Below are 24,726 nucleotides of genomic sequence, written 5' to 3'. Positions count from 1 at the left end.
CCGCAGAACCAGCCTGGGCCGCGAACTTCCTATGATTATTAAAACTCGGCAAGAGAACCTTGAGGCGTATCAAGAAGCAATCATCTTGGGAAATCTTGCTCCACAGCCGCCCTATACTTTGCTTACCCAACAGGCAAGTATTTCTTGCAAGATGCCGCTGTTGTCCGCGCCGCCAGCCCATCTCCCGTGCAGCACCGCACCGCCACCTGAAGGAAGCGACATGGAAGACTTGATACAGCAACTGCTGTCCAGCCTGAAAGGCATCTGGAAGTACCGCTGGCACGCGGTCGTGGTGGCGTGGCTGGTGGCCATCGCCGGCTTCATCCGGGTGATCTCCCTGCCCGACGACTTCCAGACGTCGGCGCGCGTGTTTGTCGATACACAAACCATCCTCAAGCCGCTGATGGCCGGCATGACCAGCGTGCCGAACACGGAACAGCAGGTAGCCATCATGAGCCGCACCCTGCTCAGCCGCCCGAACGTCGAGCGCGTCATGCGCATGGTCGACCTCGACCTGGGTTCGAAGACCGTGCGCGAGCACGAGGCCCAGCTGGACGACTTGATGAGCCGCATCAAGATCACCGGCACCAACGCTTACGACATCTACACCATCAGCTACAGCGGGCGCGACCCCAAGCTCGTGCGCGACGTGGTGCAAAGCCTGCTGACCATCTTTGTCGAAGGCAGTTTCCAGGGCAAAAAAGGCGATTCGCAAAAGGCGGTGCAATTCATCGACGAGCAGATCAAGAATTACGAGGACAAGCTGAGCGCGGCGGAAAACCTGGTGAAGGAATTCAAGATCCGCAACAACCTGCTGCTGCCGCGCCAGGGCATCGACTATGGCAGCCAGCTGCTGATGTCGTCCGATAGCCTGAACAATGCCAAGCTGGAACTGGTCGAGGCGGAACAGGCACGCAAGGCCATCCTGAGCCAGATCGAGGGCGACGAGCCCGTGCTCGACCTGGAACCGAACGCGGCGGCCATCACGAATCCCGAACTCGACGAGCGCATCGCGTCGATCAACAAGAACCTCGACAGCCTGCGCATGCAATTTACGGAATTGCATCCCGACATCATCGCTTCGAAACGCCTGGTGGCCCAGCTGGAAGAACGCAAGATCGAGGAAAGCAAGCTGAAAACGGCGGCCGGCGATCCGGGCAAGAACTACAGCCCCATGCTGCAGCAACTGAAGGTGGCGCTGACGGACGCGGACGCCAAGGTGGCCGCCATCCGCGCCCGGGTGCAGGAATACAACGCGCGCAACGAGCGCCTGCTGGCGCAGAGCAATGCCGTGCCCGAGGTGGAATCGCAGCTGGCGCAGCTGAACCGCGACTACATCATCAACAAGGAAAACTATGAAAAGCTGATCGGCCGGCGCGAAGCGGCCAAGCTGTCGGGCGAACTCAGTTCCACCACGGACATGATGGCCTTCAAGATCATCGACCCGCCCACGGTGCAATATGCGCCCGTCGGCCCGAACCGCCCGCTGCTGTTTTCCGCGGCGCTGGGCGCGGCCCTGATTGCCGGCGTCGCCACGGCCCTCCTGATCAGCCAGGTGCGCCCCACCTTCCTCAGTCCGTCCGAACTGCGCGACGCCACGGGCTTGAACGTGCTGGGCACGGTATCGATGAACTGGACGCCGCTGCAGCAAGTACGCCGCCGCCGCGCCCGCTATGGCTTTGGCGCCTGCCTGGGCAGCCTGTTCGTGCTGTACGGCGGGGTCATGACGGCCGCGCTGCTGAAATTCTAGATCCCAAGGAGCGATGATGAGCAGCAAGGACAGCGGCAAGCAGGAACCCACCATACTGGAAGTGGCCGAGGCCGGCGTGCCCTATACGGTGAACGGTACGCAGGGCGCGGACGCGGCCCGGTCGCCCCGCTACCGCCCCCTGAACCTGGACCGGCTGGCCGAGCAAGGCATGCTCACGCACGACGGCGGGCGCAGCGCGGTGGCCGAGGATTTTCGCATCATCAAGCGCCCGCTGCTGCGCCAGGCGCGCGCCAGCGGCGCCGAGGCCATTCGCCACGGCAACCTGATCGTCGTCACCAGCGCCATGCCGGGCGAAGGCAAGACGTATTGCGCCATCAACCTGGCCATGAGCATCGCCATGGAAATGGATATCACGGTACTGCTGGTCGATGCGGACGTGGCGCGCCCGTCCGTGCTGAAAGTGCTGGGCCTGCCGCCCGAGCCGGGACTGATGGATATCCTGCTCGACCCGCAACTGGCCATGGCCGACGTGATCCTGAAAACCAATGTGGCCAACCTGAGCATCCTGCCGGCCGGGCGCAGCAACAAGCACGCGACGGAATTGCTGGCCAGCCGGGCCATGAGCCGGCTGCTGGCAGAAATTGCCAGCCGCTATGGCGACCGCATCGTCGTCTTCGATTCGCCGCCCCTCCTGATCACCAGCGAAGCGCACGCGCTGGTCGGGCAGATGGGACAAGTCGTCATGGTGGTCGAGGCGGAAACGACGACGCAGCACGCCGTCAAGGAAGCGCTGCGGCAGATCGAGTCGTGCGAACACATACATTTGATCTACAACAAGACCAAATCGTTCCCCGGCAACGACTACTACGGCTATGGCCATTACGATTAGCCGCCGGGTTTCGCTAACGCCGTCGCCGCTGCTGCCGTTGCTGCCGTTGCTATCTCTGCTGCTGCCCCTGCCGGCCGGCGCCGTCGACTGGCTGGTGCAGCCGTCGCTGCGCCTGCGCGAAAGCTATACGGACAATGCCTTGCGCGCGCCGCCCGGCAAGGCGCAATCGGACTTCATCACGGAAATCGCGCCCGCCATCGCCCTCATCGGCACGGGCCCCCGCCTGCGCGTGCACCTCGATTACAGCTGGCACAAATACCTGTCCGGCCAGCGCGCCGATACCGAGCACCACGAACTGGGCGCCTCGGCCGACGCCGAGCTGGTCAAGGACTGGTTCTTCATCGATGCGGACGCCAGCGTGAGCCGGCGCAACATCTCGCCGTTCGGCCCGCAATTGATCGACGACCTGCCCGATACGGACAACGCCAGCACCGTGCGCACCACCGGCATCAGCCCCTATTTGCGGCACCGTTTCCGCGGCCTGGCCACGACCGAGCTGCGCTACACGCGCAACACGGTCGACAGCGGCGGCGCACTGCTGTCCGTACACAGCGATGAAATGGAATTGCTGCTCAGCGGCGAGCCGCGCGGCAAGGGCTGGACCTGGAACGCCAGCCACGACGTGCGCCGCACGCAGGACAGCAAGCTGGCGCCCATGCGCATGCAGCGCAGCAGCGTGGGCCTGCGCTATCCGTTCAGCAGCAAATGGGCGGCCACGGCCAGCGGCGGCACGGAAAAGGAAGGCTATGTATCGGCCAGCGGCAAGGCGCCGGCCGGCCGCTTCTGGTCGCTGGGCGGCGTGTGGACGCCGTCGCCGCGCACCAGCGTGGCCTTCAGCACGGGCAGGCGCTTTTTTGGCAACACCTACAGCCTGGACGCCACGTTCCTGCAGCGCCATACCAACTGGCAACTCAATTACAGCGAAAACATCACCACCCTGCCGACGCAATTTTCGCGCCTGGGCGACCGCGACGCGGGCCAGTTGCTCGATCAATTGTGGCGCGGCATCTTTCCCAATGCGCGCGACCGGCGCCTGCGCATCGATGCCTTCCTGCGCTACGCCAACAGCCTGGGGCCGGAACGGGGCGCCATCAATTACTTCAGCCACCGCTATTTCCTGCAAAAACAGCTGAAGCTGACGATGGCGCGCGCCACGGCGAAAAGCACGATGATCGCCGGCATCACGGCCGTCGACCGCACGGCGCAAACGGCCAGCGGCATCGACAGCGGCTTGCTGCCCGGCGTGGAATTTGGCAGCGAAGACCGCACGCGCCAGATGAGCGGCAACCTGGGCTGGAGCTGGAAAGCCAGTTCGCGCACCAGCCTGAACGCCAATGCCGGCTACGCCAGCGTGCGCTCGCTGAGCGTGCCCCGGCACGACAACAACATCACCGTGACGGCCGGCTACACCCGCATCCTGCAGCAGAACATGACGGCCAGTATCGACGTGCGGCACACGCGGCACGCCAGCAACCGCGGCGGCGACTACCGCGAAAACGGCGTCAGCGCCACGCTCACCATGCAATTCTAAGGAGGCCGCAATGTCCGACCCTACTCTTGCGTCCGCCGCGCCGGCGCACCTGCTGTGCGTGGTGGCCGCGCGCCCCAACCTGATGAAGATGGCGCCCATCCTGGCCGCCCTGGCCCGCCACGCACCTTTCGTGCGGGTGACCTTGCTGCATACGGGCCAGCACTACGACACGGCCATGAATGGCCAGCTGTTTGCGGACCTGGACCTGCGCCCGCCCGACATCTGCCTCGATGTCGGCTCCGGCAACCACGCGCAGCAGACGGCCGAGATCATGCGCCGCTTCGACGCCGTACTCGACGCACAGCCGCCGCTGGCGCCCGATGCCGTGCTGGTGGTGGGCGACGTCAATTCCACGCTGGCTTGCGCGCTGGTGGCGGCCAAGCGTGACATTCCCGTGATCCACGTCGAGGCGGGCCTGCGCAGCGGCGACCGGCGCATGCCCGAGGAAATCAACCGCGTGCTCACCGACCAGTTATCCAGCCTGCTGCTGACCAGCGAGGAAGGCGCGCGCGCCAAGCTGCTGCGCGAAGGCATCGCGTCCGAACGCATCCATTTTACGGGCAACGTCATGATCGACAGCCTGCGGCAGCAGCTGCCGCGCGCGATAACGCCCGCCGCCACCCTGCACGCCCACGGCCACGCCTGCCCGCCCGCGTATGGCCTGTTGACCTTGCACCGGCCGTCGAACGTGGACGACCCGGCGCAGCTCGAAGCGCTGCTGGGGGCGCTGGGAGAATTGTCACAGCAACTGCCGCTGCTGTTTCCCATCCACCCGCGCACCCTGGCCGGCCTGCGTCTGGCGGGCCTGGAACCGCTGCTGGCGCGGCATGCCATCGTCCGCCTGCCGCCGCTGGGCTACCTGGAAATGCTGGGCCTGATGCAAAAGGCGCGCCTGGTGCTGACGGATTCGGGCGGCGTGCAGGAAGAAAGCACGGCCCTGGGCGTGCCTTGTTTGACCTTGCGCGACAATACAGAGCGGCCCGTCACCGTGAGCGACGGCACGAATACCCTGGCCGGCACGCAGCCGGCCGCCATCCTGGCGCTGGCGCGGGGCATCCTGGATACGGGCGGCAAGCGGGGCCGCCTTCCGCCCCTGTGGGATGGCCACGCGGCCACGCGCATCGCCGCCGTCATCGCACCCTGGCTGGCGGCGCGCCGGGGGCCGCCATGACGCCGCCGCTGATACTGCGCAACGCGCTCACCATCGACGTGGAAGATTACTTCCAGGTGTCCGCCTTTGCGCCGCACATCGCGCGCGCCGACTGGCCCCGCCTGGAATGCCGGGTCGAGGCGAACATCGAGCGCATCCTGCTGCTGCTGGAAACGCGCCGCATCCACGCCACCTTTTTTACCTTGGGCTGGATCGCCGAGCGCTATCCGGCCATGCTGCGCCGCGTGGTGGCCGCCGGGCACGAAGTGGCCAGCCACGGCTATGCGCACCTGCGCGCCTGCGACCAGTCGGCCGCGCAGTTCGCCGACGATGTGCGCCGCAGCAAGACCATCCTGGAACAATTGACGGGGCTGGCCGTGCACGGCTACCGGGCGCCCAGCTTTTCCATCGGCGCGGCCAACCTGTGGGCTTTCGACGTGCTGCAGGAAGCGGGCTACCGCTACAGTTCCAGCATCTATCCGATCCGCCACGACCACTACGGCATGCCCGATTCCCCCCGCTTCGCCTGGCGGCCACGGGGGGCGCACGGCATGCTGGAATTGCCCGTCAGCACAGTACGCTTGCGCGGGCGCAACCTGCCGGCCGGCGGCGGCGGTTATTTCAGGTTGATGCCGTATGCACTGTCGCGCTGGCTTTTGCGACGCATCAATTCGCGCGACGGGCAAGCTGGCATATTCTATTTTCATCCTTGGGAACTCGATCCCGGCCAGCCGCGCCCGACGGGCCTGAGTGCCAGGACGCGCTTTCGCCACTACCTGAACCTGGGACGCATGGAAGCGCGGCTGGGGCGCCTGACTCGCGATTTCTCCTGGGACCGCATGGACCGTATCTTTTTGGAAAGCACATGATGCACGAGGCCAGCCTTGCTCCCGACCCGCTACAGTCCCGCGCCGCCATCGCCGTGCGGTCGCTGCAGGGGCACGAGCATGCGCGCTGGGATGCCTTTGTCGACACGTGCCCGGAAGCGACCTTCTTTCACCGCGCCGGCTGGCAAACCATCATGGAGCAAGGTTTCAAGCACGACAGTTATTTTTTGTACGCGGAACAGGACGGGCGCATCGCCGGCGTGCTGCCGCTGGCCCATCTGCGCAGCCGTTTGTTCGGCTCTTCCCTCGTCTCGCTGCCATTTTGCGTGTACGGCGGCATCGCCGGCGGCAGCGCGGCCATGCGACTGGCCCTCGACGGCGCGGCACTGGCGCTGGCGCGGCGCCTCGGCGTGGGACACCTGGAATACCGCTGGCGCGAAGTGCCAGAAAGTACAGACCCTTCCTGGCTGCACAAACCCCTGTACGCGACCTTCCGCCGGTCCTTGCTGCCCGATGCCGAGCAGAACCTGCTGGCTATTCCCCGCAAGCAGCGCGCCGTCGTGCGCAAGGCCATCGCGGGCGGCCTGCACAGCGCCATCGACTATGACCTCAACCGTTTCTACCCGATTTACGCGGCCAGCGTGCACCGGCTGGGCACGCCCGTCTTCGCGCGCCGCCATTTTGCCCTGCTGCGCACGGTGTTTGGCGACGCCTGCCAAATCCTCACCGTCTACCACGGCCAGCAGGCGCAAGCGAGCGTGCTGCTGTTCTATTTCCGCGATGAAGTATTGCCATATTACGGCGGCGGCAGCGTGCTGGCGCGCAGCACGGGCGCTAACGACTTCATGTACTGGGAAGCGATGCGCCGCGCCTGCGCGCGCGGCTACCGCCTGTTCGATTTCGGCCGCAGCAAGCTGGGCACGGGGGCATACGACTTCAAGAAGAACTGGGGCTTTGCGCCGCAGCCGCTGCCCTACGCCTACCAGCTCGTGCGTGCCAAGGCCTTGCCGGAAGTCAACCCACTGAATCCGAAATATGCGCTGTTCATCCGTGCCTGGCGCCGCCTGCCGCTGCCGCTGGTCAACCTGCTGGGGCCGCACATCGTGCGGCAGCTGGGCTAAGCGACGGGACCCACCATGCGTGAACTGCTATTCCTTGCCCACCGCCTGCCGTATCCGCCCAACAAGGGCGACAAGATACGCTCGTGGCACATGCTGCAATACCTGAGCCGGCATTTCCGCGTGCACCTGGGCTGCTTCATCGACGATGACGACGACTGGCAGCACGCGAACAGCGTGGCCGCCCTGTGCGCCAGCACGCGCTTCATCGGCTTGCGGCGCGGCGCGGCCCGCTGGCGCGCCATGCAGGCGCTGCTGTCGCGCCAGGCCATGAGCGTGCAGTACTACCGCGATGATGGCCTGCTGCAATGGGTCGACGGCTTGCTGTCCTGCGGAAAGGTGCGCCACGCGCTGGCCTTTTCCGGCCCCATGGCGCAATACATCGACGGCAGCGCGGGCCGGGCCCTGCACCGCGTGATCGATTTCGTCGACGTCGATTCCGACAAATGGCGCCAGTACGGCGACAGCAAGCCCTGGCCCATGTCGCAGCTGTACCGGCACGAAGCGCACATGCTGCTGCAGTACGAGCGCCATATCGCCCAGCAGTTCACGGCCGCCAGCTTCGTCTCGCCGGCCGAAGCGGCCCTGTTCCGCCAGTGCGCCCCGATGGCGCGGCGCAAGACGGGATACTTCAACAACGGCGTCGACACGGCGTATTTCACGCCCCTGCCGGACCAGCCCCCCATCTATCCGCCCGGCGTGCAGGCGCTGGTGTTTACGGGCGCCATGGATTACTGGCCAAACATCGACGCCGTGCAATGGTTCGTGCGCCACGTCTGGCCCGCCTTGCGGCGCCAGTTTCCCCAGTTACAGTTTTATATCGTCGGCAGCGCGCCCGTGCCCGCCGTGACGGCGCTGGCCAGGGTAGCTGGCGTGGTGGTGACGGGCAAGGTGCCCGATATCCGGCCCTACCTGGCCGGCGCGGCGCTGGTCGTGGCGCCGCTGCGCATCGCCCGCGGCGTGCAAAACAAGGTACTGGAAGCGATGGCGATGGGCAAGGTCGTGCTGGCCACGCCGCACGCGCTCGAAGGCATCGCCGCCCAGCCGGGCCTGGAACTGCTGCTGGCGCGCGACGACGTCGAATTCATCCACCATGCGGCGCGCGTGCTGCGCCATGCCCAGGGCGGCGCAGCCGAAGGGAGCGGCGCGGCCATGGGCACCGCGGCGCGCCAGCTGGTCTTGCAGGATTACAACTGGGAACGCAATCTGCGGGGCCTGGGCGCCATGCTGGGCCTGCCTGCCGAGACGGATGCCGATACCGATGCGGCTGTCAGCGGCGCCATCGCGCCTTTGCTGCCCGTGCGGGAGCCATCCACATGAGCGTGCAACTCGACCCGGTGGCCCGCTTGCCGGACGCGGCCGTCTGGCGGCACGGGCACGCCCAGGGCCAGCAGCAAGCGCTGCTGCTCCTGCTGCTGGTCCTGGCCGCCATCGTGCTGCTGTACCACGCCACCTTCTGGTCGATGCTGGAACTGTGGTCCCGTTCGCAAACCTTTGCGCACGGTTTCTTGATCGTGCCCATCAGTTGCTGGCTGGCCTGGCGCCAGCGCGCCCGCCTGGCCGCGCTGGCGCCCCAGCCGTCGCGCCCGGGCTTGCTGCTGCTGGGCGTACTGGGCCTGGCCTGGCTGCTGGCCGACGCCGCCAACGTGCCCGTGGTGGAACAATATGCGGCCACGGCCATGCTGCCCGCCTGCGTGCTGGCCATCCTCGGCCGGCCGGCCGTGCGCCTGCTGGCCTTTCCGCTCGCGTATCTGTTTCTCGCCGTGCCGTTTGGCGAAGTCTTCCTGGAACCGCTGATCGACTTCACGGCCGCCTTCACCGTTACCGCGCTGCAATGGACGGGCGTGCCCGTGTTTCGCGATGGCAGCAATTTTTCTCTGCCCACCGGCAACTGGTCGGTGGTGGAAGCGTGCAGCGGCTTGCGCTACCTGATCGCCGCGCTGGCCCTGGGCGCCCTGTTTGCCCATGTCAACTTCCACAGCGCGCGGCGGCGCCTGGCCGTCATGGCCGCCGCCCTGCTCGTGCCCATCCTCGCCAATGGCGTGCGCGCCTACCTGATCGTGATGCTGGGCCACCTGAGCGACATGCGCCTGGCCGTGGGCATCGACCACCTGATCTATGGCTGGCTGTTCTTCGGCCTGGTGGCGTTGCTGCTGTTCTGGCTGGCCGCGCGCTGGCGCGAACTGCCGCCGGCGCGGGCCGTGCCGCCGGCTCGGCCCGCACAGCTGAGCGCTGGCGCGGCCACCCCGCGCGCCGTCGTGCGCGCCAGCGTCGCCTGCCTGCTGCTGGCGGCCGTATGGCCGGTATTGGCGCTGGCCAGCCACCGCGATGATGCTCCCAAGCTGCCCGCCGTTGTGCTGACACTGCCCGATCCGCCCGCCTGGCATCGCCTGCCCGACGTTCCTCCTGCCTGGCAAGCGCCGTATGCGGGCACGCCCGCGCGGTTTGCCGCCACGTATGCGCGCCAGGACGGCGACGGCGCGCCCGTGGGGCTGCAACTGCACTGGTATGCGCGCCAGGCGCGCGATGCCGAACTGCTGACGCACCAGGCCTCGCCCTACGGCGCGCACTGGATGCCCCTGGCGCAGGGCGTGCGGCACGTCAACCTGTCCGGCGGCCAGATTGGGGTGCGCGAAAGCGTGCTGGCCCACGGCGGCGAACGCCTGCTGGTGTGGCGCGTCTACCGCCAGGGCGGTGTCGTCACGGCCAGGCCCGTGCTGGTAAAACTGCTGCTGGCGCAAGCCAAGCTGCTGGGCAGGCGCCAGGATGGCGCCGACATCCTCGTCTTTGCCGCCTACGACGAGCTGGCGCCACCGCCGCGCGCGCAGCTGCAAGCCTTTATGCGGGCGGCGCTGCCCGTCATCGAACAACGCTTGCAGGAGTTGCCGCATGGCCCTTGACCTCGATACCGGTGGCACGGAGGCCGCCAGCACGGCCCCGCTGATCGTGCACGTGATCCACCAGCTCGACGTGGGCGGGCTGGAAAACGGCCTGGTCAACCTGATCAACCATTTGCCTCCGGAACGCTACCGCCACGCCATCGTCTGCATGAAGAACGCCACCGCGTTTCGCCTGCGCCTGACCACCCCGGGTGTCGACATCATCAGCCTGGACAAGCGCGAAGGCAAGGACTGGCGCCACTATCTGCACCTGTACCGCGTGCTGAAACGCTTGCAGCCGGCACTCGTGCACACGCGCAACCTGGGCTGCCTTGAAGCGCAGCTGCTGGCCTGCCTGGCCGGCGTGCGCCTGCGCGTGCATGGCGAACACGGGCGCGACATGAGCGACTTGCACGGCACCCGCCGCAAATACCGGCTGCTGCGCAAATGCATGCTGCCGCTGGTGCAGCATTTCATCGCCGTCAGCGCCGACCTGGGGCTATGGCTGGTGGACGCCATCGGCGCGGCGCCCACGCAGGTGTCGCACATCGGCAACGGCGTTGACAGCGTGCAGTTTCACCCGCGCCTGGGGCCGCCGGCCGCCGTGGGCCCGCCCGGTTTCCTGTGCAACGGCGCCTTCGTCATCGGCAGCGTGGGCCGCATGGCGACCGTCAAGGATCACGCCTCGCTGGTGCACGCCTTTTTGCTGTTGCTGGCGCAGCCGGGCGCCCGCGCGCGCCTGCGCCTGCTCATCGTCGGCGACGGGCCGTGCCGCCAGGCTTGCCTGGACCTGCTGCAGCAAGCCGGCGTGGCGCACCTTGCCTGGCTGCCCGGCGCGCGCGACGACGTGGCGCAACTGCTGCGCGCGATGGACCTGTTCGTGCTGCCCTCGCTGGCCGAAGGCAGCTCGAACACCATCCTCGAAGCCATGGCGACGGGTCTGCCCATCGTTGCCACGCAGGTGGGCGGCAACGCGGAACTGGTGCAGTCGGGCTGGAGCGGCACGCTGGTGCCGCCCGGCTCGCCCGAGATGCTGGCCGACGCCATGCTCGACTACTACAGCATGCCCGAACTGGGCCCACGCCACGGCGCGCGCGGGCGGCGCCAGGTGCTGGCCGAGCACAGCCTGCCCGCCATGGCCGGCGCCTACCTGGCCGTATACGACCGCCTGACGGGCGCGCGCCAGCCGTCTCCCCTGTCCACCACTCCCTGAAAGGCCTCCCATGTGCGGCATCAGCGGCATCTTTGATTTGCAGGGCCAGCGTGACATCGACGTGCTGCTGCTGGCGCGCATGAACCACAGCCTGCATCACCGTGGGCCGGACGAAGGGGGCTTGCACCGCGAGCCGGGCCTCGGTCTGGCGCACCGGCGCCTGTCCGTGATCGACCTGGCCAGCGGCCAGCAGCCGCTGTTCAATGCCGACCGCAGCATCGCCATCGTCTTCAATGGCGAAATCTATAACTATCGCAGCCTGATGGCGGAGCTGCGCCAGTTCGGCCATCAATTCCGCACCAGCAGCGACACGGAAGTCATCGTCCACGCCTGGGAACAGTGGGGCGAGCAATGCGTGCAGCGCCTGCGCGGCATGTTCGCCTTCGCCCTGTGGGACCGCCGCCGCCACCTGCTGTTCCTGGCGCGCGACCGCCTGGGCGTCAAACCCCTGTATTACGGCGAGGCGCAGGACGGCACCCTGCTGTTCGGCTCCGAACTCAAAGCCCTGCTCGCCCATCCGGCCATGCCGCGCGCGCTCGACCCGCTGGCCGTGGAAGAGTATTTCGCCTACGGCTACGTGCCCGAGCCGCGCAGCATTTTCCAGCACGCGCGCAAGCTGCCGCCCGGGCATACCCTGTCGATCCGCGCCGGCCAGCCGCTGCCCGCGCCGCAAGCGTACTGGGACATCCCGTTCACGCCGAATCCGCCCGCCAGCGAGGCGCAGGCAGCCGACGAATTGCTGGCGCGCCTGCGCGAAGCCGTGCGCATCCGCATGGTGGCGGAAGTGCCGCTCGGGGCATTTCTGTCCGGCGGCGTCGATTCAAGCGCCGTCGTGGCGCTGATGGCCGGGGCCAGCGCCACGCCCGTCAACACGTGTTCGATTTCGTTCGGCGACCCGGCCTACAACGAAGCGCGCTACGCCGACCTGGTGGCGCGCCGCTACGGCACGGCGCACCACGCGCGCCAGGTCGAGCAGGACGACTTCGAACTGATCGACCTGCTGGCCAATTTGTACGACGAACCGTTCGCCGACAGTTCCGCCATGCCCACGTACAGAGTCTGCCAACTGGCGCGCCAGCGGGTCACGGTGGCCCTGTCGGGCGATGGCGGCGATGAAAGCCTGGCCGGCTACCGGCGCTACCGCCTGCACACGCGCGAAGAAAAGGTCCGCAAGGCAATGGATCCGCTGTTGCCGGCCGGCTTGCGCCAGTCGCTATTCGGCACCCTGGGGCGGCTGTACCCGAAGGCCGACTGGGCGCCCCGCTTCCTGCGCGCCAAGACCACCTTCGAAGGCCTGGCGCGCGACACGACGGACGCGTATTTCCACGGCGTCAGCCTGCTGGGCGACGCCATGCGCGCGCGCCTGTTCAGCCCCGAGCTGCGGCGCAGCCTGCAGGGCTACCGCGCCGTGGAGGTGCTGCGCCGCCATGCGCTGGCCAGTCCCGCGCAGGATCCGCTGTCGCAGGTGCAGTACCTGGACCTGAAAACCTATCTGCCCGGCGATATCCTGACGAAAGTCGACCGGGCCAGCATGGCGCATGCGCTGGAAGTGCGTTCGCCCCTGCTCGACCATGAACTGGTGGCGTGGATGTCGGGCCTGCCGCCGCACTTCAAGCTGCGGCGCGGTGTAGGCAAGTATTTGCTGAAGAAAGCCCTGCGCCCGCTGCTGCCCGATACCCTGCTGTACCGCCAGAAGATGGGCTTTTCCGTGCCGCTGGCCGACTGGCTGCGCGGCCCGCTGCGCCAGCGCCTGCAACAGCGGCTGCTCGGTCCCACCCTGGCGCAGTGCGGCCTGTTCGACATGGACTACGTGCGCCTGCTGCTCGATCAGCATGCGAGCGGGCGGCGCGACTACAGCGCGCCGTTATGGTCGCTGCTGATGTTCGAGGCCTTTTTGCGCCAGGTGCTGCCGGCGGGCGCACAAAAAACGCCGGCGCCCGCGCCCGCCATGGCGGTGGAGTAAATCCATGCGCATCCTGCACATCCTCGACCACTCGCTGCCCCTGCACAGCGGCTACACGTTTCGCACCCTGGCCATCCTGCGGCAGCAGCGCGCGATGGGCTGGCACACGACGCAGCTCACCAGTGCCAAGCAGGGGCCGGCCGACGGCGCGCAGCAGCTGGTCGACGGCTGGCATTTCTACCGCACGGCGCCCAGTGCGCGCTGGTGGACGCGCCTGCCCGTGCTGCGGCAGGTGGCCGTCATCGTCGGCCTGGCCGTGCGCCTGCGCCGGCTGGCGCAACGGATCAAACCCGACATCCTGCATGCGCATTCGCCGGCGCTGAACGCCATCGCCGCCCTCAACGCGGGCCGCGCGCTGGGCATCCCGGTCGTGTATGAAGTGCGCGCCTTCTGGGAAGACGCGGCCGCCGACCATGGCAGCAGCCAGCCCGGCGGCCTGCGCTACCGGCTCACGCGCGCGCTGGAAACCTACGCGCTGCGCCGCGCCGATGCCGTCACCACCATCTGCGACGGCTTGCGGCGCGAGCTGTGCGCGCGCGGCGTGCCCGCGCATAAAATCACCGTGATTCCAAACGCCGTCGATGCGGGGGCCTTCAGCGTCACGGCGCCCGACGACTTGTGGCTGGCGCGCAAACTGGGCCTGCACGGACACCTGGTCATCGGCTTCATCGGCTCGTTCTACGCCTACGAGGGACTGGCCCTGCTGCTGCGCGCCATGCCGCGCCTGCTGGCGGCGCAGCCGGCATTGCGGCTGCTGCTGGCTGGCGGCGGTCCGCAGGAGGCGGCGCTGTGGGCGCTGGCGGCGCAACTGGGCATAGACCACGCCGTGGTCTTCGCGGGCCGGGTGCCGCATGCGCAGGTGGCCGCGTATTATCAGCTGGTCGACATCTGCGTGTATCCGCGCCTGCCGATGCGCCTGACGGAACTGGTGACGCCCTTGAAACCGTTGGAGGCGATGGCGCAGGGCCGCCTCGTGGTGGCGTCCGACGTGGGCGGCCACCGCGAACTGGTCGAGCATGGCAAGACGGGCATGCTGTTTCGCGCCGGCGACGCCGGGGCGCTGGCGCAGACCATCTTGTCGCTGCTGCTGGCACCCGCCAGCTGGCCGGCGCTGCGGCGCCAGGCGCGCGCCTTCGTCGAGACGGAGCGCAGCTGGGGCGCCAGCGTGGGCCGCTATGCGCCCGTGTATGCGCGCGTGACGACGGCGCGCATGGCGGAGGAACTGGCAGGAGTCGCGCCATGATCTTCGCGGGCCTGCGCATCGCGCTGGTCGGCCCGCTGCCGCCACCGGCCGGCGGCATGGCGAATCAGACGGCGCAACTGGCGCGCAAGCTGCGCGAAGATGGCGCGCATGTGCAGCTGCTGGCCGTCAACGGGCCGCATCTGCCCCCATGGCTGGCGCGCATCCGCTACCTGCGCGCGGCGCTGCGCCTGCCCGTGCACCTGTGGCGCCTGTGGCGCGCGGCCAATACGGTCGACCTGTTCCACATCATGGCCAATTCCGGCTGGTCCTGGCATCTGCAGGCCGCGCCCGCGCTGTGGATCGCCAGCCTGAAAGGCAAGCCGGCCCTGCTCAATTACCGGGGTGGCGAAGCGGCCGTTTTTTTCGCCCGCTCGCCGCGCCTGGTGGCGTTCAGCCTGCGCCGCGCCAGCGCCATCGTCGTGCCGTCGGCCTACCTGGCCGGCATTTTCGAACAGTATGGCCATACGGCCCACATCGTGCCGAACGTGGTGGACTTGCAGCGTTTTACGCGCGCCACATCCGCCGCGCCGCGCGCGCCAGTGGCCGATGGCCCCTGCATTCTCGTGGCGCGCCACCTGGAAGCGCTGTACGACAACGCCAGCGCCGTGCGCGCCTTCGCCATCGTGCGCGAGGCTTTTCCCGCGGCGCGCCTGGTGCTGGCCGGCGGCGGGCCGCAGCGCGCGGCGCTGGCGCGCCTGGCCAGGTCGCTCGGCGTTCTGGACGCCGTGCGCTTTGCCGGCCCCGTCGACAACGCCGCCATGCCAGCCCTGTACCAGGCCAGCGACATCGTCCTCAATCCCAGCCTGGCCGACAACATGCCCAATTCCGTACTCGAGGCGCTGGCCTGCGGCGTGCCCGTCGTCAGCACCAACGTGGGCGGCATCCCCGTCCTGCTGCAAGACGGCGTGACGGCGCTGCTGGTGCCGCCCGGCGATCCGGCCGCCATGGCGCGCGCCATCCTGTCGCTGCTGCGCGACCCGCCGCGCGCCCACGCGCTGGTCGACGCGGGCCTGGCGCACGCCGCCACCTTTGGCTGGCCCGATATCGCGCCCAGGCTGGCCGCCCACTACCGCCGCATCCGCGCCGCGCCGCGCCCTGGCGCCTACACGCGCTGCGTCGCCCGCTGGCTGTTTCCCCTGCACGAATGGCTCAAGGGCCACCGCAGCGCGCACCTGCTGCGCCGGCTGGAACGCTCGCAATGGTGGAGCACCGAGCAGCTGCAGGAATGGCAGCTGGCCCGCCTGCGCGCGCTGCTGCGCCATGCGGCCGAGCACGTGCCGTATTACCGCGCCCTGTTCGCCCGCAGCGGTTTCGATCCGGAACAGGTGCGGCAACTGGCCGACTTGTCGCGCCTGCCGCTGCTGAGGAAGGTTGATATCGCCAGCGCGCGCGACAGTTTCAAATCATCGCGCGCCGTGGGATTGCGCCCGTTCGCCACGGGCGGCTCCAGCGGCGAGCCGCTGCAATTTTTTCTTGGCAGGCGCAGGGTCAGCCATGACATCGCCGCCAAGTGGCGCGCCACGCGCTGGTGGGGCGTCGACATCGGCGACCGCGAAGCCGTGCTGTGGGGCTCGCCCATCGAGCTGCACGCGCAAGACCGCGTGCGCCGCCTGCGCGACGCGCTGCTGCGCACGACTTTGCTGCCCGCGTTTGCCATGTCGCCCGACCGGCTCGATGGTTATGTCAGGCAATTGCGCAGCTGGCGTCCGCGCATGCTGTTCGGCTACCCGTCCGCCCTGTGCCGCATCGCCAGCCACGCCAGCGCGCGCGACCTGCCGCTCGACGGCCTGGGCGTGAAAGTGGCCTTCGTCACGGCCGAGCGCCTGTACGACGAGCAGCGCGCGCAAATCGCCGCCGCCTTCGGCTGCCCCGTGGCCAACGGCTACGGCGGGCGCGACGCGGGCTTCATCGCCCACGAATGCCCGGAAGGCGGCATGCACATCACGGCCGAAGACATCATCGTGGAAATCGTCGATGGCCAGGGCCAGCCGCTGCCGCCAGGGGCCACGGGCGACATCGTCGTCACCCACCTGGCCACGCAAGACTACCCCTTCATCCGCTACGCCACGGGCGACGTGGGCGCGCTGGGCACCGGGCCGTGCGCCTGCGGCCGCGGCCTGCCCCTGCTGCAGAAAATCGAAGGGCGCAGCACGGATTTCCTCACGGCCGTCGATGGCACCGTCATGCACGGCCTGGCCCTCGTCTACATCGTGCGCGAACTGCCGCAGGTGCGCAGTTTTAAAATCATCCAGGAAAGCCTGCTGCGCACGCGCGTGCTGCTGGTCTGCCTGCCGCGCCTGGACGCCGCCACGCGCACAGCCATCGTCGCCGGTTTCCAGGCCAGGCTGGGCGCGCAGGTGGACATCGCCATCGATGAGGTCGACGAGATCGCGGCGGAGGCGTCGGGCAAGTACCGCTATGTGGTGAGCGCAGTGACGCAGGCAGGCAGCCCGTAGTTAGCTGGCAGCGCGGCCCGCAGGCAGCGACAGCAGAATTTTCCCGTGCTCGGATTGGAAAAGCTGCCTCGCATTTGCTTCAAGCGAGCGATAAACCTCGCTGCGCGCTCCGGCACCACCGCGTATCATTTCTTGATGTAAACCATTCATGAACCGACGGAAAACTTGCAAACCATCGTTGAATCGCCCCGCACCATCGAGCAGGATATGTTCTGCAAGCCGCAGTTTGCCAATACGCGCGCAAAGCAGATATTCGATATGAATTCCCGCGGGCATCATGTCGAGCATTAATTGGGCGAAATTGGTGATCGACGTTAAATGCGTTGGGGACACGTCTTTGGACGACTTCGCCATGGCAAGAATATTATCGATAAAGGACAGGATTTCATTGCGTTTCGCCGCCATGCTGGTCAACAGCGGAATGGCAAGCTCACGTATTTCCGATGCCAGACTACGATCCTGCAACAAGGTTCGCGCTGCCTCCACCAGTCCCACATATTCACTGATCTTACCCATGTAAAATACAATGTGCTGCGAGCGCACATCTTGCGCAATGACATCGACAGTGGCCTGGATTTTATCCAGTTTCTTTGCCAAATATTTTGTCTGCACCACGATCGCGGCAAGAATAATGCCGGTCGACACGGCCGCGGCGATCACCGTCGTCGCCTGCGCCATTTTCAGCGCTTCTTCCACGCTCTTGGCCGCACTTTCCTTGAATGGAAGATGCTGGATGATGCCAGACCCGCCGCTGCCCTCGGCCCAGTATGCCACGCCGTCATGTATGGCTGCCTTGCCTTCCGCCATCGCTTGTATCAACACTGGCTTCAATTTGGCCTGGTCGATGATCCATATTGTTTCTTGCAGCATTTACATTTCCTTAGAAAAATTCACGTGCTTCACATTCCCGGCGCATATAAGCGATTTGAATGACGGCAGGAATCGTTACACGATAAGCGGCGCCGCTGATTGCGGGCACGGTGAGCGCGGCCGACACGGCCAATCCGACGGGGCCGGCAAACATGGCCAGGCTTCTGCCCAGACCACCTGTCGCAATGACGCCAAGCGCCCGTCCCGCGAACATGCTTGCAGCGGATCTGGCGATCAGCGAAGATATTTGCAGGGAACCGATGCCACTCAACAAGGCCGCTTTCAGCAAGGCCAATCCTTCCCCATCGCGTGAGTTGTAGCCGATATCAAATTCCTTCAGCAGCGAAGCGCGTTGTTCCGCACCGAGCTTTTCCCAGGCATCGCCGATGAATTTCTCCAGCAGCTTGTTTTCCATCGCATAAGCGGAACTGTTTTTTTCCGTTTTGACTTTCTGGTTATCGCACACGTCCGACAAAATCTCCTTGTACAGCACGCCATCGCCACGAAACAGGTTGACGATAGTGTCGCCGCCGAAATGCTGAAGCTCGCCGGCAATCAACCGCCAGCATTGCCGGTACTGGTCCGTCTTTCCAGCAAACTTCTTGAAGTTATCATCTGCAACAAGTTCGCTGGCCATGCGAGCCGACTGATCTTTGTCGTGCGTGAGATAGCCAGCCAAAATACGCAAATCCTCTTCCTTGCAATACTCCAGGAATGCGAGGTCTTCATCGACGCGATATTTGATACCCATATTTCCCCTTGGTAATTTTCTTGTATTGTATTTTTAATTGCACCCAACTTACAAGGCAAAACAAGGAAAACATGCGATATAAAGCCGATGCCGCTTTTATTCTCTCATTGGCGCATGACGGCCCGCAACTGGCACTGGCACTGCAATCGAGCCTGCCACCATCGCCGGCATATGCGCCGCCGTAACGAGTGGCTGTGCTGGCAGCATGGTGGAAGTCAAAACGGCCAAGGGAGCTTGCGCGTTAGCGTACGGCCTTCAAGCGCATTCTTCGGCCGAGCGTGATTGCGGGAACACAGCCAGCAACTTGCAAAACGGATGATGCGCGGGGGTTCAGCTATTTCAAAAGGCTGCTGTTCATTACTATTTCCCTTACTTTTATTTCGAAATGGTAATGAACGCCACTATCTTCGCTAAACTGATTTTCCAAAACAATGACATCAACATCTTTTTCAGGGAAATAGACTTTGATCGAGGCAAAGCCCAAGCCCTTCCCGGAGTGGCCTATATACTTGACCGTATCCTTGTCACTCACATAAACACCGTAACCATAACCGATTTCTCTGTCACCGAAAGCCACGTGCTGACTGGATATGGAATAATTCGTCATCAGCTTATAGGTTTCGGCCTTTAAAATCTTCCCTTTATGAAGTTTCTCATCCCAGATATTCAAGTCCTTCACATTTGAAACAATTCCTCCTGCCGGGATGAAGCCTGTCCAGTCTTTTCCCTGAACAGGATGTTCCTTCAGTGCGAATACATTTTTCGTGTTGACATATCCATTGATGACGTTATTATTCTTGTTTTCCTCATAGCAAAAACTATTCACCATCCCCAGCTCTCTGAACAGCTCATGCGCTGCATCAACATACATTTTTCCGCTGACTTTTTCAAAAATATTGCTCAGCATTGAATAAGTCGTAACGCCATACAGAAAGTCCGTTCCGGGCCTGAAGCTGAGTGGCTTGTCGATTTCCGTGATTCCTGCTGAAAAGTTGAGCAGCTGATGCACCGTCACCTCGTCGGCCCAGGCCTGCGGCAAATCGGGCAAATATCTTCTAACGGGACTTTGCAAGTCTATCGTGCCTTTTTCAACTTCCCTCAAAATCAACACAGCCGTAATTTGCTTGCTATTCGACATGATTCGGAAATTATCTTCCAGCCTCAACCGTGTTTTATTTTCAACATCAGAATAACCAAAGGCTTTTGCGTATTTCTCCTTGCCATTCTTCGTGATGAGAATGACGCCATTAAAACTTCTTGGGCTTGTTGATTTGACCAAGCTGTCGATCTTGGCGGAATAATCATCTATCTTTTCCGCATGTGAATGATCGCCAACTTGGGCAGTCACGAATGTGGATGTCATCAACAAAAAAGAAAGTGCAGATATTGTCAGTGGCAGCATCGTTTTTCTTTCAATATGGAGATTCTGGTTTGATTTATTATTTCCAATGAACAAAAAATTCTACAAGATTGATCACCTGACAAGTACTGGCCTGTCAGTGAATGCGGATCCAGGCGCGCAAAAGAATGAAGGCTAGCCACGCCGGGCGTTCAGTCGTCCACCAGATCGAAGTCGGTCAGCAAACCGTCCGCGGTCAGGTAAACCAACAATTTTCGCTCCGGCTTGATGCCGCTCACGTGGAAGGCAAGGACGCTGTCCACCTTGCTGCCATGCCGTTCGATCTCGCGGCCAGCGACAGCTTGCTCGTGCAAAAAAGTCAGCGACTTGACATTGACCAGTTCGCCAATAGCCTGTGTGCCAAAATTGTTCTTGATGCCGGGCGTGGCAAAATCCGAGTTGGCCAGGGCGCTGCCGCCACGCCCAATGTCGGACAGCACAGCCTGCACATTCCGGGTGCGCGCAGGCTTGGGGTCGGTGCGTGCTGCCAATGTGTGCAGCAGCGGGCCGATGCGCGGCGCCGTGTTGGCTTTGTCTTTGGTCGTCACGACAACGCCAGTCACCTCTGCCTGCGCATCGACGACGAACGCCAGTTCGCAATTGCGCGACGTCGAATGGAAGCGATGCCGGCCGACAGGCACGAAAGTTTCGTCGGGCAAGCCATCGAAAATGCTGCGTAGCTGACCACCCTGCATATCGAAGGTTCCCATCGTATTGTTCGCCAACTCGTAGCGGCCCGTGTAGCGGATGAGTTCCTTGGCATCGATGTTGATGGCGGGTTGCTTGAGCAACACGTCGTAATCGGCTTCTGGCCAGTGATAGGCGCGGCCGATGGCGGCCGTCAGGCGGTCCATCATGCGGGAATTGTCATTTGCGTTAATCATGATCACGACACCCTGGCCTGTGCCGGAAAATGCCGTCAGCAAGGTATCGAAGCCTTCGTCACGCCCGCCGTGCGAGAAGCGTTGCGCGCTGCCGCTGCCGTGAAGGAAGACGCCCAGGCCCGCGTTCTCTTTTTGCGGGCTCAGCATCTGCCGGGCCAAGGCTGCCGAGATGACGGGGTTGGACGTGCCAGCCAGGGACTGCTGTACCCCGATGGCGAAGCGCGCCAGGTCCGACGCGTTGGTCCATAAACCAGCCGCCGCCATTTCAGGGTACACATGCCAGCGTCCCGCCACCAGGCTGCGGTCGGCAAGGTGGCCGCTGGCATTCAGGCGCGCGCGCTCGGCCGGCGGCGGTTGCAAATACGAGCTCTCGTTCATGCCCAAGGGCTTGAGGACGGCGTCGCGCATATAGTCGGGAAACGCCTGACCGCTCACGTCGGCCACCATTTGTTGCATGACGGTATAGCCGCCACCCGAGTAACGCACCTTGCTGCCTGGAACGATATCAACGCGAATGGGCGCGGTATTCGCGGGCTTCTCGCCATCGAGCACCTGGACCACGCTGGGTACTGGCGCATTGCTGGCGTAGCCGGGAAAGCCGTGCACGGTCAGTCCCGCGTTGTGGCTGAGCAGCCTGCGCAGGGTCACCTTCTGTTCGGCCAACAAGGCGTTGTGCGGCAGTTTCCACGTGCGCAGCCTGGTGTTGACGTCATCGTCAAGCGCAAGCTTGCCTAGCTCGACCAGATGCAACGCCCCCAGTGCGGCCACCGGTTTGCTGACCGAACCGGCCTGGAACAGTGTGTGCGGGCTGACCGGCGTCTTGCCGCCCTTTTCCGTGACACCGTATCCTTGCGCCCTAACAATCTTGCCATTCTCGATGATGGCAAGCGACAGGCCGGGGATTTGCCGCATCGTCATTTCGGCGTTGATGATGTCGTCCAATGCGTCCGCCTGGGCACTACTTGCGAACAACAGGGTCACGATGAATGCCAGGGGATGAACTCGCATGAACGCTTCTTTCAATGGTGGTTGACGGATGCCAGGAAGGAAAAATTGACGATACGTTACCTTGTACGGGCGCAATGCAGGATTGCGACAGGCCGTCAAATATCAGTCATGGGCGGTCGTTTTCCCGGATGCGTTGCGTTCCGCCTTTGCTGGCGTGACCGATTGCATCCGCAGCGGGAAGCAAATATCGGTCGGCAACGAAATTCGTCACTTCATACAGCCTATTGTCTGTCCTGCTTGCGTCTTGTGAAAAACGCCCAGGCAAACACCGCAATGCCTGCGACGACACATCCGGCCAAACTGACGGCGACACCAAAAATGTACCACGCCACATCGAATCCATGACTGTAGAATGTTCCGACAAATCGTCCACTCACCAGCCAGACCAACACCGCCAATTTAAGCAGAAAGTATTTTACTTTAGCGATGGGGCGACCAAGGCGCATCTGTTGAATAGCGGCCGCACCCATGATTAAACAAGCCAAACTGGCCGCAATTATCAAGCGTGAAAATGAATACTCCATATCGCAACCTAACTTGTAGCTGAGCCAGCGGGCCCGAAGAGTAAAGAACCGAGGGGGTCAAGTGCAGCAGCCAACTATCGCCTGCAACTACACCACCGGCTTGAACCTGCACTACGGAACTTGTGCTACCACCGACAATCACTGCCCGAACAGTTGTTCCAGCCTTTGCTGATCCCCCGCCGCCACAAAGCAGGCACTCTGCCAGCGCTGCGTGCGCAAAGCCTGGACCGATTCCGGCGCGCACCAGGGCGGATACACGCGCAGCGCCCGTTTGCCGCCCTGGCCGGCGCGCGACATCACGCCCCGTTCGACCAGCACGCTGCGCGGGAAAATGAAAAAGCCGTGCTGTACCTCATCGCTGACGGCGATGATGACGACATCAACAGCGTCCGCTTCGTCCAGCGGCGCGATGTCGGCGTCGGGATGGGGGCGCTTCCAGACGGTGACGAACTGGCCGGTTTTTGTCGGCGTGGTTTTCGCCACGCGCAAGACCAGGCGCTTGCCGTGCAGTTCTGTGCGGCAGGCGCCGTAGTCCGCGCTTTCCGCTTCCGGCACGGGCGCTTGCGGCAAGCCCAGGAAAGCCCATGGACTGGCCTTCATTGCGCGCTGAACTCGGCGGCGGCCTTGGCTGCCCACAGCGCTTCGGCATGGCTGGCGAACGGGCTGTCGTAGCCGTCGACCTTGCCATCCTCGTCGACAAAATACAGCCACCAGCCGTCGGCCTGCTGGCGGATGGCCGTGTGGCCCGGTGGGCAATGGGTGTCGATGGCGTCGCTGGCGGCCAGAGTGGTAATGCGGATGCCGCGGTGAATAATATGCTCGGGTGTCATGGGGGGAGGTCGTGCAAAAAAATCAATGGCCGTAGTGTAGCCGCACTGGCCTCTCCTGGCCAGTGCGCTACACTATTCCTTCACACGGAGGACGACATGGCATCACAGCAAGGTACGGTGGATTTTTTGCTCGACCAGATGGCGGGCGCGGGCAGCATCAGCGCGAAGAAAATGTTTGGGGAATATGGCCTGTATTGCGACGGCAAGATGTTCGCCATCGTCGCCGACGACCAGCTGTTCATCAAGCCGACGGACGCGGGACGCGCCTGGATCAGTGCGCAAGGCTCGCTGCAGGAAGCGCCGCCCTATCCGCAAGCCAAGCCGTATTTCCTCATCGATGGCGGGCTGTGGGACGAGCGCGACTGGCTCAGCCAGCTGGCGCGGCGCACGGCCGACGCCTTGCCGCTGCCGAAACCCAAGCCGCCGTCCAAGCCTAAAAAACCGGCGTCAGCTGCTTAAGACGCTGTTTTCACACGCCTTGCCTTCACGGAAGCACGCCAGGTTGTGATATGTGATGGCGGCGATCTCGCGCAGCGCTTCGCTGGTAAAGAAACCTTGGTGGCCCGTCACCAGCACGTTCGGGAAGGTCATCAGGCGCTGGAAGATGTCGTCGTCGATGATGTCGGACGAGCGGTCCTGGAAGAACAGATTGCTTTCCTGCTCGTACACGTCGATGGCCAGGGAACCGAGCTGGCGCGATTTGAGCGCCTCGATGACGGCGCCCGTGTCGATCAAGCCGCCGCGCGAGGTGTTCACCAGCATGGCGCCCTTCTTCATCAGCGGCAAGGTTGCGTCGCTGATCATGTGGCGCGTGCTGTCCATCAAGGGGCAATGCAGCGAGACGATGTCGGACTCGGCCAGCAGCCGCGGCAGCTCCACCATCGTGCCCAGTTCCCCGAACGCGGGCGCAGGATAGGGGTCATGGCCCAGCACCGTGCAGCCAAAGCCTTTGAAGATGCGCGCCGTGGCCAGTCCGATCTTGCCCGTGCCGACGATGCCGACCGTTTTGCCGTGCAAGGTGGCGCCCAGCAAGCCATCGAGCGAGAAATTGCCTTCGCGCACGCGGGCGTAGGCGCGGTGCGTGTGGCGGTTCAGGGTTTGCACGAGGGCCAGCGTGTATTCGGCCACGGCTTCCGGCGAGTACGCGGGCACGCGGGCGACGAACAGGCCCAGGCGCTTGGCCGCTTCCAGGTCGAGGTTGTTGTAGCCGGCGCAGCGCAGCAGGATGGCGCGCACGCCGTAACCATGCAGGGCTTCGAGCACGGGCGCGTCGAGCACGTCGTTGACGAAGACGCAGACGGCGTCGGCGCCTTGCGCAAGGACCACGGTTTCCTGGCTCAGCAAAGCGCTGTGGTAGACCAGTTCGATGCCGGTGGCGTCGGGCTGGGACGGCAAGGCTTCGTCGAAGAACCGGCGGTCGTAGGGTTGGCTGGCAAAGAAAGCGATTTTCATGGGGCGTCCTGGAACTTGCTGTATGGCA

21 protein-coding genes are annotated in these 24,726 nt (G+C 64.4%); 13 read left to right on the top strand and 8 right to left on the bottom strand.

Annotated elements, in window-relative coordinates:
• Window positions 1–220 precede the first annotated feature (220 nt).
• Genes FG13_RS04490 through FG13_RS29315 form a run of 12 tightly spaced genes read left to right on the top strand, consistent with a single transcriptional unit; the run spans window position 221 to window position 16,980 of the window.
• The gene (locus tag FG13_RS04490) at window positions 221–1,750 is read left to right on the top strand and encodes an XrtA system polysaccharide chain length determinant (protein WP_035818773.1); all 1,530 of its coding nucleotides are present in this window, start codon (window positions 221–223) and stop codon (window positions 1,748–1,750) included.
• Between the two features lie 13 nt (window positions 1,751–1,763).
• Window positions 1,764–2,600 carry an XrtA-associated tyrosine autokinase gene (locus FG13_RS04485; RefSeq protein WP_035818771.1) on the top strand — a complete coding sequence of 279 codons (837 nt, stop codon included), beginning with the start codon at window positions 1,764–1,766 and terminating at the stop codon, window positions 2,598–2,600.
• Entirely contained in the window at window positions 2,584–4,131 is a 1,548-nt protein-coding gene (locus FG13_RS04480; protein ID WP_035818769.1) for a TIGR03016 family PEP-CTERM system-associated outer membrane protein, read from the top strand. Before FG13_RS04485 ends, FG13_RS04480 begins: the two co-directional genes overlap by 17 nt.
• A 10-nt stretch (window positions 4,132–4,141) precedes the next feature.
• Window positions 4,142–5,302, top strand: a complete 1,161-nt coding sequence (gene wecB, locus FG13_RS04475; protein WP_035818766.1) for a non-hydrolyzing UDP-N-acetylglucosamine 2-epimerase — start codon at window positions 4,142–4,144, stop codon at window positions 5,300–5,302.
• On the top strand, window positions 5,299–6,150 hold the full coding sequence (locus tag FG13_RS04470) for an XrtA system polysaccharide deacetylase (RefSeq protein WP_035818763.1): 852 nt from the start codon (window positions 5,299–5,301) through the stop codon (window positions 6,148–6,150). The genes wecB and FG13_RS04470 overlap by 4 nt, the downstream gene beginning before the upstream one ends.
• Window positions 6,150–7,229: a FemAB family XrtA/PEP-CTERM system-associated protein gene (locus FG13_RS04465; protein WP_035827219.1), complete on the top strand. Its 1,080-nt coding sequence runs from the start codon at window positions 6,150–6,152 to the stop codon at window positions 7,227–7,229. The genes FG13_RS04470 and FG13_RS04465 overlap by 1 nt, the downstream gene beginning before the upstream one ends.
• 15 nt (window positions 7,230–7,244) lie before the next feature.
• A complete protein-coding gene (locus FG13_RS04460) occupies window positions 7,245–8,546 on the top strand; it encodes a TIGR03087 family PEP-CTERM/XrtA system glycosyltransferase (RefSeq protein WP_035818761.1) in 1,302 nt (433 codons plus the stop codon).
• Window positions 8,543–10,126, top strand: coding sequence for an exosortase A (xrtA, locus tag FG13_RS04455; protein ID WP_035818753.1), 1,584 nt, complete (start codon window positions 8,543–8,545; stop codon window positions 10,124–10,126). Before FG13_RS04460 ends, xrtA begins: the two co-directional genes overlap by 4 nt.
• The gene (locus tag FG13_RS04450; RefSeq protein ID WP_035818750.1) at window positions 10,116–11,318 is read left to right on the top strand and encodes a TIGR03088 family PEP-CTERM/XrtA system glycosyltransferase; all 1,203 of its coding nucleotides are present in this window, start codon (window positions 10,116–10,118) and stop codon (window positions 11,316–11,318) included. Before xrtA ends, FG13_RS04450 begins: the two co-directional genes overlap by 11 nt.
• 10 nt (window positions 11,319–11,328) lie before the next feature.
• Window positions 11,329–13,281, top strand: a complete 1,953-nt coding sequence (locus FG13_RS04445) for an XrtA/PEP-CTERM system amidotransferase (protein ID WP_035818747.1) — start codon at window positions 11,329–11,331, stop codon at window positions 13,279–13,281.
• A gap of 4 nt (window positions 13,282–13,285) precedes the next feature.
• Window positions 13,286–14,524 carry a TIGR04063 family PEP-CTERM/XrtA system glycosyltransferase gene (locus tag FG13_RS04440; RefSeq protein ID WP_035818745.1) on the top strand — a complete coding sequence of 413 codons (1,239 nt, stop codon included), beginning with the start codon at window positions 13,286–13,288 and terminating at the stop codon, window positions 14,522–14,524.
• The gene (locus FG13_RS29315) at window positions 14,521–16,980 is read left to right on the top strand and encodes a glycosyltransferase (protein ID WP_081922429.1); all 2,460 of its coding nucleotides are present in this window, start codon (window positions 14,521–14,523) and stop codon (window positions 16,978–16,980) included. Before FG13_RS04440 ends, FG13_RS29315 begins: the two co-directional genes overlap by 4 nt.
• On the opposite strand, the gene FG13_RS04430 is transcribed toward FG13_RS29315, so the two are convergent.
• The 7 genes from FG13_RS04430 to FG13_RS04400 all read right to left on the bottom strand — a co-directional run bounded on the left by FG13_RS04430 (window position 16,981) and on the right by FG13_RS04400 (window position 23,246).
• On the bottom strand, window positions 16,981–17,850 hold the full coding sequence (locus FG13_RS04430; protein ID WP_035818742.1) for a hypothetical protein: 870 nt from the start codon (window positions 17,848–17,850) through the stop codon (window positions 16,981–16,983).
• Window positions 17,851–17,860: 10 nt separating this feature from the next.
• Window positions 17,861–18,601 (bottom strand): DUF3944 domain-containing protein, encoded by a 741-nt coding sequence (locus FG13_RS04425; protein ID WP_035818739.1) that lies wholly within the window; start codon window positions 18,599–18,601, stop codon window positions 17,861–17,863.
• 334 nt (window positions 18,602–18,935) lie between these two features.
• A complete protein-coding gene (locus tag FG13_RS04420) occupies window positions 18,936–20,003 on the bottom strand; it encodes a serine hydrolase domain-containing protein (protein WP_035818736.1) in 1,068 nt (355 codons plus the stop codon).
• A gap of 149 nt (window positions 20,004–20,152) precedes the next feature.
• Window positions 20,153–21,826, bottom strand: coding sequence for a serine hydrolase (locus FG13_RS28755; protein ID WP_051958511.1), 1,674 nt, complete (start codon window positions 21,824–21,826; stop codon window positions 20,153–20,155).
• A 287-nt stretch (window positions 21,827–22,113) separates the two neighbouring features.
• Window positions 22,114–22,416, bottom strand: a complete 303-nt coding sequence (locus tag FG13_RS04410) for a hypothetical protein (RefSeq protein ID WP_035818733.1) — start codon at window positions 22,414–22,416, stop codon at window positions 22,114–22,116.
• Between the two features lie 138 nt (window positions 22,417–22,554).
• The gene (locus tag FG13_RS04405) at window positions 22,555–23,016 is read right to left on the bottom strand and encodes a MepB family protein (protein ID WP_035818731.1); all 462 of its coding nucleotides are present in this window, start codon (window positions 23,014–23,016) and stop codon (window positions 22,555–22,557) included.
• Window positions 23,013–23,246 (bottom strand): hypothetical protein, encoded by a 234-nt coding sequence (locus FG13_RS04400; RefSeq protein WP_035818728.1) that lies wholly within the window; start codon window positions 23,244–23,246, stop codon window positions 23,013–23,015. The genes FG13_RS04405 and FG13_RS04400 overlap by 4 nt, the downstream gene beginning before the upstream one ends.
• A 96-nt stretch (window positions 23,247–23,342) precedes the next feature.
• Between FG13_RS04400 and FG13_RS04395 the strand changes: the two genes are divergently transcribed.
• The gene (locus tag FG13_RS04395) at window positions 23,343–23,705 is read left to right on the top strand and encodes a TfoX/Sxy family protein (RefSeq protein WP_035818725.1); all 363 of its coding nucleotides are present in this window, start codon (window positions 23,343–23,345) and stop codon (window positions 23,703–23,705) included.
• Here the strand turns inward: FG13_RS04395 and FG13_RS04390 are convergent.
• The gene (locus FG13_RS04390; RefSeq protein ID WP_035818721.1) at window positions 23,694–24,698 is read right to left on the bottom strand and encodes a 2-hydroxyacid dehydrogenase; all 1,005 of its coding nucleotides are present in this window, start codon (window positions 24,696–24,698) and stop codon (window positions 23,694–23,696) included. The two genes, FG13_RS04395 and FG13_RS04390, sit on opposite strands and share 12 nt — an antisense overlap.
• Window positions 24,699–24,726: the final 28 nt, after the last annotated feature.

The sequence above is a fragment of the Janthinobacterium sp. RA13 genome (assembly GCF_000745325.1).
In the GTDB taxonomy this organism is placed as follows: domain Bacteria; phylum Pseudomonadota; class Gammaproteobacteria; order Burkholderiales; family Burkholderiaceae_D; genus Janthinobacterium; species Janthinobacterium rivuli.
Note: the sequence above shows the minus strand (reverse complement) of the source record. Positions and strands in the feature narration are given on the sequence as shown.

Coding starts and splice junctions, on each gene's coding strand:
- FG13_RS04460 (WP_035818761.1), top strand. CDS start 7,245: ATGCGTGAACTGCTATTCCTTGCCCACCGCCTGCCGTATCCGCCCAAC.
- xrtA (WP_035818753.1), top strand. CDS start 8,543: ATGAGCGTGCAACTCGACCCGGTGGCCCGCTTGCCGGACGCGGCCGTC.
- FG13_RS04390 (WP_035818721.1), bottom strand. CDS start 24,698: ATGAAAATCGCTTTCTTTGCCAGCCAACCCTACGACCGCCGGTTCTTC.
- FG13_RS04420 (WP_035818736.1), bottom strand. CDS start 20,003: ATGCTGCCACTGACAATATCTGCACTTTCTTTTTTGTTGATGACATCC.
- FG13_RS04450 (WP_035818750.1), top strand. CDS start 10,116: ATGGCCCTTGACCTCGATACCGGTGGCACGGAGGCCGCCAGCACGGCC.
- FG13_RS29315 (WP_081922429.1), top strand. CDS start 14,521: ATGATCTTCGCGGGCCTGCGCATCGCGCTGGTCGGCCCGCTGCCGCCA.
- FG13_RS04400 (WP_035818728.1), bottom strand. CDS start 23,246: ATGACACCCGAGCATATTATTCACCGCGGCATCCGCATTACCACTCTG.
- FG13_RS04485 (WP_035818771.1), top strand. CDS start 1,764: ATGATGAGCAGCAAGGACAGCGGCAAGCAGGAACCCACCATACTGGAA.
- FG13_RS04395 (WP_035818725.1), top strand. CDS start 23,343: ATGGCATCACAGCAAGGTACGGTGGATTTTTTGCTCGACCAGATGGCG.
- FG13_RS04425 (WP_035818739.1), bottom strand. CDS start 18,601: ATGGGTATCAAATATCGCGTCGATGAAGACCTCGCATTCCTGGAGTAT.
- FG13_RS04410 (WP_035818733.1), bottom strand. CDS start 22,416: ATGGAGTATTCATTTTCACGCTTGATAATTGCGGCCAGTTTGGCTTGT.
- FG13_RS04465 (WP_035827219.1), top strand. CDS start 6,150: ATGCACGAGGCCAGCCTTGCTCCCGACCCGCTACAGTCCCGCGCCGCC.
- FG13_RS04430 (WP_035818742.1), bottom strand. CDS start 17,850: ATGCTGCAAGAAACAATATGGATCATCGACCAGGCCAAATTGAAGCCA.
- FG13_RS04470 (WP_035818763.1), top strand. CDS start 5,299: ATGACGCCGCCGCTGATACTGCGCAACGCGCTCACCATCGACGTGGAA.
- FG13_RS04480 (WP_035818769.1), top strand. CDS start 2,584: ATGGCCATTACGATTAGCCGCCGGGTTTCGCTAACGCCGTCGCCGCTG.
- wecB (WP_035818766.1), top strand. CDS start 4,142: ATGTCCGACCCTACTCTTGCGTCCGCCGCGCCGGCGCACCTGCTGTGC.
- FG13_RS04405 (WP_035818731.1), bottom strand. CDS start 23,016: ATGAAGGCCAGTCCATGGGCTTTCCTGGGCTTGCCGCAAGCGCCCGTG.
- FG13_RS04445 (WP_035818747.1), top strand. CDS start 11,329: ATGTGCGGCATCAGCGGCATCTTTGATTTGCAGGGCCAGCGTGACATC.
- FG13_RS04490 (WP_035818773.1), top strand. CDS start 221: ATGGAAGACTTGATACAGCAACTGCTGTCCAGCCTGAAAGGCATCTGG.
- FG13_RS04440 (WP_035818745.1), top strand. CDS start 13,286: ATGCGCATCCTGCACATCCTCGACCACTCGCTGCCCCTGCACAGCGGC.